The sequence below is a fragment of the Stappia sp. WLB 29 genome (genome assembly GCF_023507705.1).
Classification (GTDB): Bacteria; Pseudomonadota; Alphaproteobacteria; order Rhizobiales; family Stappiaceae; genus Stappia.
In genome coordinates this window covers 78555-86573 of record NZ_JALBGD010000013.1, presented here as the reverse complement: position 1 = coordinate 86573, position 8019 = coordinate 78555, and the positions used below count along the sequence as shown (strand labels likewise).

At 64.7% G+C, this 8019-nt stretch carries 9 protein-coding genes; 4 read left to right on the top strand and 5 right to left on the bottom strand.

Going from position 1 to position 8019, the window contains the following annotated elements; genetic code table 11:
* From MNI96_RS19850 to MNI96_RS19835, 4 genes are all read left to right on the top strand, one after another.
* A partial coding sequence (locus tag MNI96_RS19850) for a hypothetical protein (protein ID WP_249695972.1) occupies positions 1–204 on the top strand: 204 nt, incomplete at its 5' end.
* Positions 205–283: 79 nt separating this feature from the next.
* The gene (locus MNI96_RS19845; protein ID WP_249695970.1) at positions 284–769 is read left to right on the top strand and encodes a putative pterin-binding protein; all 486 of its coding nucleotides are present in this window, start codon (positions 284–286) and stop codon (positions 767–769) included.
* A gap of 4 nt (positions 770–773) precedes the next feature.
* Complete coding sequence (locus tag MNI96_RS19840; RefSeq protein WP_249695968.1) at positions 774–2804, top strand: putative bifunctional diguanylate cyclase/phosphodiesterase; 2031 nt, start codon at positions 774–776, stop codon at positions 2802–2804.
* A gap of 138 nt (positions 2805–2942) precedes the next feature.
* On the top strand, positions 2943–3770 hold the full coding sequence (locus MNI96_RS19835) for a 3-oxoadipate:acetyl-CoA acetyltransferase (RefSeq protein WP_249695966.1): 828 nt from the start codon (positions 2943–2945) through the stop codon (positions 3768–3770).
* A gap of 96 nt (positions 3771–3866) precedes the next feature.
* Here the strand turns inward: MNI96_RS19835 and MNI96_RS19830 are convergent, their stop codons facing one another.
* From MNI96_RS19830 to MNI96_RS19810, 5 genes are read right to left on the bottom strand one after another with little or no spacing between them, the layout of a single operon-like run.
* Positions 3867–5141: an ABC transporter substrate-binding protein gene (locus tag MNI96_RS19830; RefSeq protein ID WP_249695964.1), complete on the bottom strand. Its 1275-nt coding sequence runs from the start codon at positions 5139–5141 to the stop codon at positions 3867–3869.
* Positions 5142–5158: 17 nt separating this feature from the next.
* Positions 5159–5602, bottom strand: coding sequence for a hypothetical protein (locus tag MNI96_RS19825; protein WP_249695962.1), 444 nt, complete (start codon positions 5600–5602; stop codon positions 5159–5161).
* On the bottom strand, positions 5599–6651 hold the full coding sequence (locus MNI96_RS19820) for an aldo/keto reductase (RefSeq protein WP_249695980.1): 1053 nt from the start codon (positions 6649–6651) through the stop codon (positions 5599–5601). Before MNI96_RS19820 ends, MNI96_RS19825 begins: the two co-directional genes overlap by 4 nt.
* 13 nt (positions 6652–6664) lie before the next feature.
* Positions 6665–7039 carry a TIGR04076 family protein gene (locus MNI96_RS19815; protein WP_249695961.1) on the bottom strand — a complete coding sequence of 125 codons (375 nt, stop codon included), beginning with the start codon at positions 7037–7039 and terminating at the stop codon, positions 6665–6667.
* Positions 7036–7803, bottom strand: a complete 768-nt coding sequence (locus MNI96_RS19810; RefSeq protein WP_249695959.1) for a GntR family transcriptional regulator — start codon at positions 7801–7803, stop codon at positions 7036–7038. Before MNI96_RS19810 ends, MNI96_RS19815 begins: the two co-directional genes overlap by 4 nt.
* Between the last annotated feature and the right edge of the window lie 216 nt (positions 7804–8019).

The window sequence follows — 8019 nt, the reverse complement described above, 5'->3', positions numbered from 1 at the left end:
AGCCCGGATGAAAACCATCCGGGCTGTCGGTGTTTCAAGGGCCCAGAACGGATCAACCCGCTGCAATATCTCCGACGAACTTATGTTTGCGCTGATACCTTCGCGCTGAAGGGGCGATATGGTTTAAAAACTGTAAATCTTCCACAGCAGTGCAAAGTAATTAATCCAAAATTCGCCTCCTTATCGTACTATAGTGTGGCTTGAATCGAAGCGGCGACGTCGCGCATCAAGAAACAATCCGCGACTTTCGATTGAATAATAGGTAAAATAACGGAGAGCGGTTATGTCACTTGCACGGTTCTTTCTGTCACTTGTTGCAGGCGTGTGGCTGCTTGCCGTCCCCGCCGCCCATGCGTCCGGTCCTGTCGTCCTGACGGTGGAGGGCAATATCGACGGCAGCGCCCCTCGCGACTTCACCATCGCCGATCTGGAGGCAATGGGGGTCAGCAAGGTCACAACCTCGACGCCGTGGCACGACAAGGTGGTAACCTTCGAAGGAATCCTCCTGTCGGACCTCCTGGAGAAAGTCGGTAGCAAGGGCGAGATGATCGAGGGCGTTGCGCTCAACAATTTCTACACCGAAATCCCTGTGTCCGATGCGACGGCTTACGACATCCTTCTCGCCTTCAAGGCGGACGGCGCCTATTTGGGCGTCCGGGACAAGGGGCCGCTTTTCGTCATCTATCCCTTCGACCGTTTCCCGGAGCTGAGAAACGAACTCTATTACTCCCGCTCGATCTGGCAGTTGCGTCGCATCAAGTTGAAGTGAGCCGATGACCCTGTCGATCCTCCTCAAGCGCGCAACATCCGTCGGCGACCGCTTCCGCCATTTGGCCATTACGGTCCTGGTGGTTCTGGTGCTGGCGGTTCTGTTGCATGCCGAGGCGGTCTTGACGACCGGGGGAGCGGTCGACAAGTCCATGCGCTACGACATTGCCATGTCCGGGCTCAATGGGCGTGTCGATGCGGTAACGGCACGGCAGCGCATCTCGCAGTACGCAGCGACCGGCCGCGTGTCGGACGCAGAAGAAGCTTGGCTCTTTTACAACATCCTGGCGAGCCGTATCGAAACCTGGTCGTCGGGTGCGTTCGGCGCCTTCGTCTCGGCATCGCCGCGGCGCAAGGCGATGCTCGATGAGTTGTCGCAAGATGTGGCGTCGATCGAGAGCGATTATGCCGCCTTGCCCGATCGGGCGGCGTTGGCCCGCATCGACGCCGTACTGGGAAAGGCTGTGGGCGTCATCGACCGTATCGGCGGTGAGGCGCTGATGGACAATCTGGTCGAAGCCGCCGAAATCCGTGGAACCTTGCTTGAGCGCCAGAGGCTCCAGAACATCCTGGTGGAAGTTCTGATTGGAATCGGTGCTGTCTTGCTGCTGTTCATGTCGTTCCAGGCCCGCTCGCTGCGCCGTGCGCGAGCCACGGCCGAGCAGACGGCGCGGGAGTTCGAGTTCACGGCCCGTCATGACCCCTTGACTGGCCTCCCCAATCGCATCGCCTTTCACGATGCGCTGGAGCAGGCGATATCGACCGGAAGGTCGCGCGACGGCGGTCGACTTGCCGTTCTTGCGCTGGATCTCGACGGTTTCAAGGCGGTCAACGACATTCTAGGTCATGCGTCCGGCGACGACCTGCTGCGCTCGGTGGCGGATAGGTTGCGCCGGATCGTTGCCGACTGGGGCCCGCGCGATGTGGTCTCGCGGCTCGGCGGCGACGAATTCACCGTCCTGACCCGGCTTTCCGGAGGAGAGGAGGAGGCGGTCGCCAGGGGCAAGCTGCTCATCGACGGCCTGCATGAGGCCCATACCCTGAGCGGCGGCAACGTGGTGGTCAACGCGACGATCGGTGTTGCCCTGGCACAAGACGGCGAGAGCGGCTCGTCGATGCTGCAAAACGCGGACCTGGCGCTAAGCCATGCCAAGGCAACCGGTAAGGGCCGTGTGCAGCTCTACGATGTCTCCATGCGCGCGGACGCTACGCGCCGCCGCCAGATCGAGGAAGGCATCACCCAGGCGCTGGAGGACGGCGACATCGCCACCCACTACCAGCCCCAGGTCGACATGCTGACCGGCCGCATCGTCGGCCTGGAGGCGCTGGCGCGCTGGCGCCACCCCTCGCTCGGCTGGGTTCCTCCCAGCGAGTTCATCCCCATCGCCGAGGCATCGGGCCGGATCGTCGAGATCGGCGAGCGCATCCTGGAGCAGGCCTGCCGCGACGCGCTCGCCCTTTCCATGGAACTGCCGGTGGCGGTCAACCTGTCGGTCGCGCAACTCGCCCGCGAGGATCTTGCGGAAACCGTGGCGGATGTGCTGCTGCGCTTCGGCCTGCCGGCATCGCGGCTGAAGCTGGAGGTGACCGAAAGCGTCGTCATGAAGGATACGCGCCGGGCGATCGCCACCTTGAAGAAACTGAAGGCATTGGGCGTATCGATCTCGCTAGACGATTTCGGAACCGGCTATTCGGCGCTTTCCTATCTGCGTAGCTTCCAGTGGGATGAACTCAAGATCGACCGCAGTTTCGTGCGGTCGCTGGACACCGACCGCCACAGCCTGTCGATCGTCACCTCGATCCTGGAACTGGCTGCACGGCTCGATATCGGGGTGACGGTGGAGGGTGTCGAGACGGAGCAGCAGGTGACGCTTCTTACAAGCGCCGGGTGCCGGGTGGCGCAAGGCTTCCTGTTCGGGGCTCCGGTGCCGGCCTCCGACCTTGCTGCCGTGCTTGCCCGCGGATGCCGACCGGACGGCGGGGTCGGCAACTCGGCCTCGCAGACCGTCGTGACGCCGGTGCGCGGGCTGGTCTGATCCACTCATTTGCCGATTCCCGGTGAAGCTGCTAACCAGACCGGAGGTTCCCGTGAAACGCCTGTCCGGGAGGGGCGGGTGCCGGGTGGCGGTTTGCCTCAAGCCGCATCTTTCTCCAGAGGAGGTTATGTGCGTCCCATGTCCGACCCTTGCATCATCTGCGTGGCGATAACCGGTTCCGTGCCGCAGAAATCGGATAATCCGGCGGTGCCGATCACCGTTGCCGAGCAGGTCGAAAGCACGCAGGAGGCGTTCGAGGCGGGAGCGACGATTGCTCATTGTCACGTGCGTGAGGAGGACGGCAAGCCGACCTCCGATCCGGAGCGGTTTGCCCAGCTGGTCGAGGGGCTGAAGAAGCATTGCCCCGGCATGATCATCCAGCTGTCGACCGGCGGTCGCTCGGGTGCCGGAAAGGCTCGTGGTGGCATGCTGCCGCTGGCTCCCGACATGGCGTCCCTGTCGGTGGGGTCCAACAATTTCCCGACGCGCGTCTACGAGAACCCGCCGGATCTCGTGGATTGGCTGGCCTCGGAAATGCTCGCTTACAACGTCAAGCCGGAGATCGAGGCCTTCGATTTGTCGCATGTGTTCCAGGCGGCTTCGATGGTCAAGGACGGACGTCTCAAGGGGCCGCTGCATGTCCAGTTCGTGATGGGGGTGAAGAACGCCATGCCGGCGGACCGCAAGGTCTTCGAGTTCTATGTCGAGACCTTGAAGCGGCTGATGCCCGAGGCGACATGGACGGGTGCCGGCATCGGTCGCAACCAGATCGAGTTGAACCGCTGGAGCCTCGAGCTCGGCGGCCATTGCCGCACCGGCCTCGAGGACAATGTCCGTCTCGACAAGGAGCGACTTGCCCCGTCGAACGCCGCCCTGGTGCAGCGGGTCGTCGATCTTTGCCCGGAATACGGCCGCCATCCGGCGAGCGTTGCCGAGGCGCGTGCGCTCCTCGGGCTTGCCGCATGAGGCTCGGCCAGGGCGATTGACGCCCGGCGAATCCGCCAAAAAGGGAAGGGCCCGCACCGGCATTGGTACGGGCCCTTCTTTTCTGAGCGTGCAGGCTTACTTGCCGGCCAACTCGTCCTTGAGGCTCATCACGTCCTCCGCCGACATCTGGCCGACGGTCGTGACTTCGCCGGACGAGATCCGCCACAGACGGAACGGGCCGGTGATGTCGCCGTATTCGTCGAAGCCGACCGGCCCGATGACGCCTTCATACTTGATCGGCTTGCCGGCCTTGATCAGCTCCAGCGCCCGGGCGAACTCGTCCTTGCCGGCGAAGATCGGCTCGCCGTCGGCGGCAACGACCTGCGGAATGGCGGCCTTGATCGCGTCGGCTTCGGCGGAGCCCGCCTTGGCGATGGCAAGACCGACGATGGCGCCGGCATCGTAGGAGCGGTCGGCGGCAGGGGCGCTCGGCTCGATGCCGCCGGAGAAGTCCTTGTAGGCGCCGTAGAAATACTCCGTCGACTTGGTCGGCGTGGTGCCCGAGGACGTGCCGAAGGCATTGTCCAGGAACTTCGCGCCGACGCTCTCGATGAAGTCGGTCGAGTTCATGCCGTCGTTCAGCAGGAAGGTCTGCGGTCCGCCCTGCGAGATCCAGGCACGGGCGATGGTGGCCCCGTCGACGGGGTAGCTGACGAGATAGAGCGCGTCCGGCTCGCCCGCCATCGCGGCGGATGCCTCGGCGGAGTAGCTCGCCTGCTTCTCGTTATAGGGGGTCGTGGAGGTGATGGTGCCGCCGAGCTTCTCGAAGGCGGAGGAGAACTCGCGCACCATGTTCACGCCGAAGTCGTTGTTCACATGGATGATTGCGAGCTTCTTCAGCCCCTGGTCGATGGCGTATTTCGCCGCCGCAGTGCCCTGCAGGGCGTCGGACGTGATCGTGCGGAAGAAGTAGCCGCCGCTCTTTCCATCGCGGGCGAGTTGGGTCAGCGTCGGCGAGGAGGAGGCGGGGGAGACCTGGACGACGCCGGCCGGCGCGGTGACCGAGGTCAGGATCGGGATCGATACCGAGGAGATGATGCCGCCGATGACGACCGGCACCTTCTTGATGTTGACCAGCTGGGTCGCCTGATCGACGGCGACATTGCCCTGGCTCTGGCTGTCGCGGGTATCCGTCACAAGCTTGCAGCCGTCGAGAACGCCGCCGGCGTCATTGAGGTCGCGGAAGGCCATCTCGACCGACTTGGCGCCGGCTTGGCCGTACTGGCCCGCAGGGCCGGTGAGTTCGAGGACGAGGCCGACAGTGACCTCGCAGGCCTGTGCCATTGAGCCTGCCGCCAGAGCGGCGAGGACGCCGCCGGCAAGCGCGGAAGTCCATTTCAACTTGCTCATTGCTGTTCCCCTTCTCGTCATTCTGCCGCCGGTTGTTCGTCCGTGCGGTCATTGATCCAGGTTTCCTGGACGAAGCGCCACGCCACTTCCAAAGGGGCGTCGGCATTCCTGGAGAACAGCGCGCCGGCGCGGCGGAAAGTGGTCCTTCCGCCGTGCTCCTGCCGTTCCACATAGGTCATCAAGGCCTCCTCGCCGGTCTCGCGCAGCACCGCGATATCCTCGATGGTGATCGCGAAGCCGTCCGCAAAGCGTCCTCGTGAGGCGGCGAGCATCGCCGTGAGGCCGGCGTGATCCTGCAAGGCGCCGTCCGGGCCGATGCGATGGAAGTCCGGTTCGAAGGCGGCGAGCGCGGCGGCGAAGGCGCCGTCTTCGAGCCGGCCGGCGAACCAGTCGACGAAGAAAGCATGCCGGGCGACGATTTCGCGCGCGGCGGCAGCGCCGATGTCGCCTGCGCCCGTCATGCCGCTTTCTCGTCGTTGAGGTTGTATTTCATGATGCGTCCGTGGCGCCCGTGGCGGTCCCGTTCCAGCGTGTAGACATCGCCGTCCAGTTCGCGGGAGGAGGCAAGGACGTCCGCGATCTTCGCGCGGTCGTCGGCATCCAGGGCGATCTCGCAAAGGCCGAGATTGGAGGGAAGGTGCGCCCGGTTGCGCGCACCGACGATGACCGCCCCGACCTGGTCGCGGTCGAGCACGCAGCGGCTGGCGACGCTGGCGATGTCGGTGCCGTGCTTGTCGGCGACCTGCTTGAGGGCGGCAAGCAGCGCCTGGAATAGATCCCAGCCGCCGAAGTCCTCGATGATCAGCTTGTATTTGACCAGCGAGCGGTTCTCGAGCTCGGCGACGGGCTCCGCCTGGCCGAGCCATTTCTCGCTCAGGAAACCGCCGGCGACCGTGCCGTAGCACAGGAAGGACATGCCGTTGTCGCGGGCGATGCCGGCGAGCCGCTTGGCCGGGCGCGTGTCGAGCAATGAATACTGCACCTGTGCGGAGATCAGCGGTACGCCCGCAGCCAGCATGGCGGCGACATGATCGCTGTCGAAATTGGTGACACCGATATTGCGGATCTTTCCGGCCTGGCGCAGTTCCTTGAGCCACAGGGCGACATCCAGCCAGCCAGGAGCGTTGTAGTCCCACCAGTGGAACTGGACGAGGTCCAGCCGCTCGCAGCGCAGCCGCGTCAGCGATCGGTCGACCAGTTCCTCCACATGTGCGCGGTCGATGCCGATCAGCCGGTCGAGATCCGGGACCAGCTTGGTGTGGACGCAGATCCGCGACAGCGCCTCTTCTCCGCGCAAGTCGCGGTAGCGCGCGCGAAAGGCGCCGATCAGCTCTTCCACGCCGGTGTAGATGTCCGCGCAGTCGAAGGTGGTGATACCGGCATCGGCAAAAGCGATCATGTCGTCGATTGCCGTGTCGCGGTCGACCGCGCCATGCCCGCCGGCGAGTTGCCAGCCGCCGCGGACGACGCGGGAGATGACGTGATCGTCCTTCAGGACATGGGTTTCCATCGAGGTCACGGGGTCACTCGCCGTTTGCGCCGTTGTCGGCAGCGCCTGGAAGGGGAACGGCGGTGGTCGCCGCGTGGGAGAAACGGCGCAGGCCGAGCCGCGTGATGCGCAGCCGGCTGGCGCAGTTGGGGTCGGGGCAGGCGACATCCGCGTCGCTGGTCATCCAGTCGTTGGGATGGGTGGGGCGCTGCTTTGCCGCCAGCAGCGGCAGGACGGCGGCGATGGAGTAGATCGAGAAGCCCTGGCCAGGCGGCAGGTGCAGCATCTCGCCGCGCAGCTCGAAGTGATCGCCCGGCCTTGCCCCGCAATAGACTTGGCTTCCGTCCTCCGGCATCACCGCCTCGACTCGGAGATCGTAGAGATCGAAACTGTCGTCGCGGGTGCTCATCGGGCTTCCTCGCCGGTTTCGGTCAGATGCTTGCGCAGGATGTCGAAAGCGCGGCCGATATCCGCCTTGAGCGCGGCCTGCGCCGCCGGGACGTCGCGGCGCGTGACCGCCTCGACGATCTCGCGATGGAAATGGGTGGCGGATCGGTCGGTGGCAGCATCGAAGAGCCGGGCGGAGGTGCGCAGATACGGGCCCGATTGCAGCCACAGGCTCTCGATTATCGGAATCATCACCTGCGATCCGGCGGCGCGGTAGAGGGTGAAGTGGAAGGCATGGTTGAGGTCCGCCGCCTCGCCGGAAATCTCGCGCCCTTTGGTCGCCAGCACGGCGTCGCAGGCATCGGTCAGATGAACGAGTTCGCCGACGAGCGCATCCGTGACGTTCGGCATGGCAAGGCCGATGACCTCGCTCTCGATGATCGCGCGGGCGCGGGCAAGGTCTTCCAGGCGGTCGCGGGAGATGAGCGGCACGCGGACGGAGCGGTTGGGCATCGCTTCCAGCGCCTGCTCCGAGATCAGGCGGGCCAGGGCCTCGCGCACGGGCATGGTGCTGGTGCCGAGGCGGTTGGAAACGTCGACGATGCGCAGGACTTCGCCGGGATCGAACAGGCCCTGGATCAGCGATCGGCGCAACTCGTCATAGACGCTGTCCTGTACCGTGCGACGCCCGACCGGATTGAGCGGGGCGAGAGCGCCGTCGCTGTCGCCGGCATCGGGCACGGCGCCTGCAACACGCAGCGATCCGCCAGCCGTCCTTGCAGCCATCGCCTCCTCCTTGGCTTCCCCGCTCCGGGGGCAGGTCTTGCGGCGCGCCGGTGCCGACACGCGGACGAAAACGCCTTGCAAGGCGGCCGTCCGAGCCCCGTCAGAGACTGCCGAAAAACCCATCTGAACCATCTTTACAATCAAACACGATCTGTGATCAAGATATGTTTGATCAAACATCACGGATCGCGAGGCGGTCCTTTGGCGGCTGTCGGA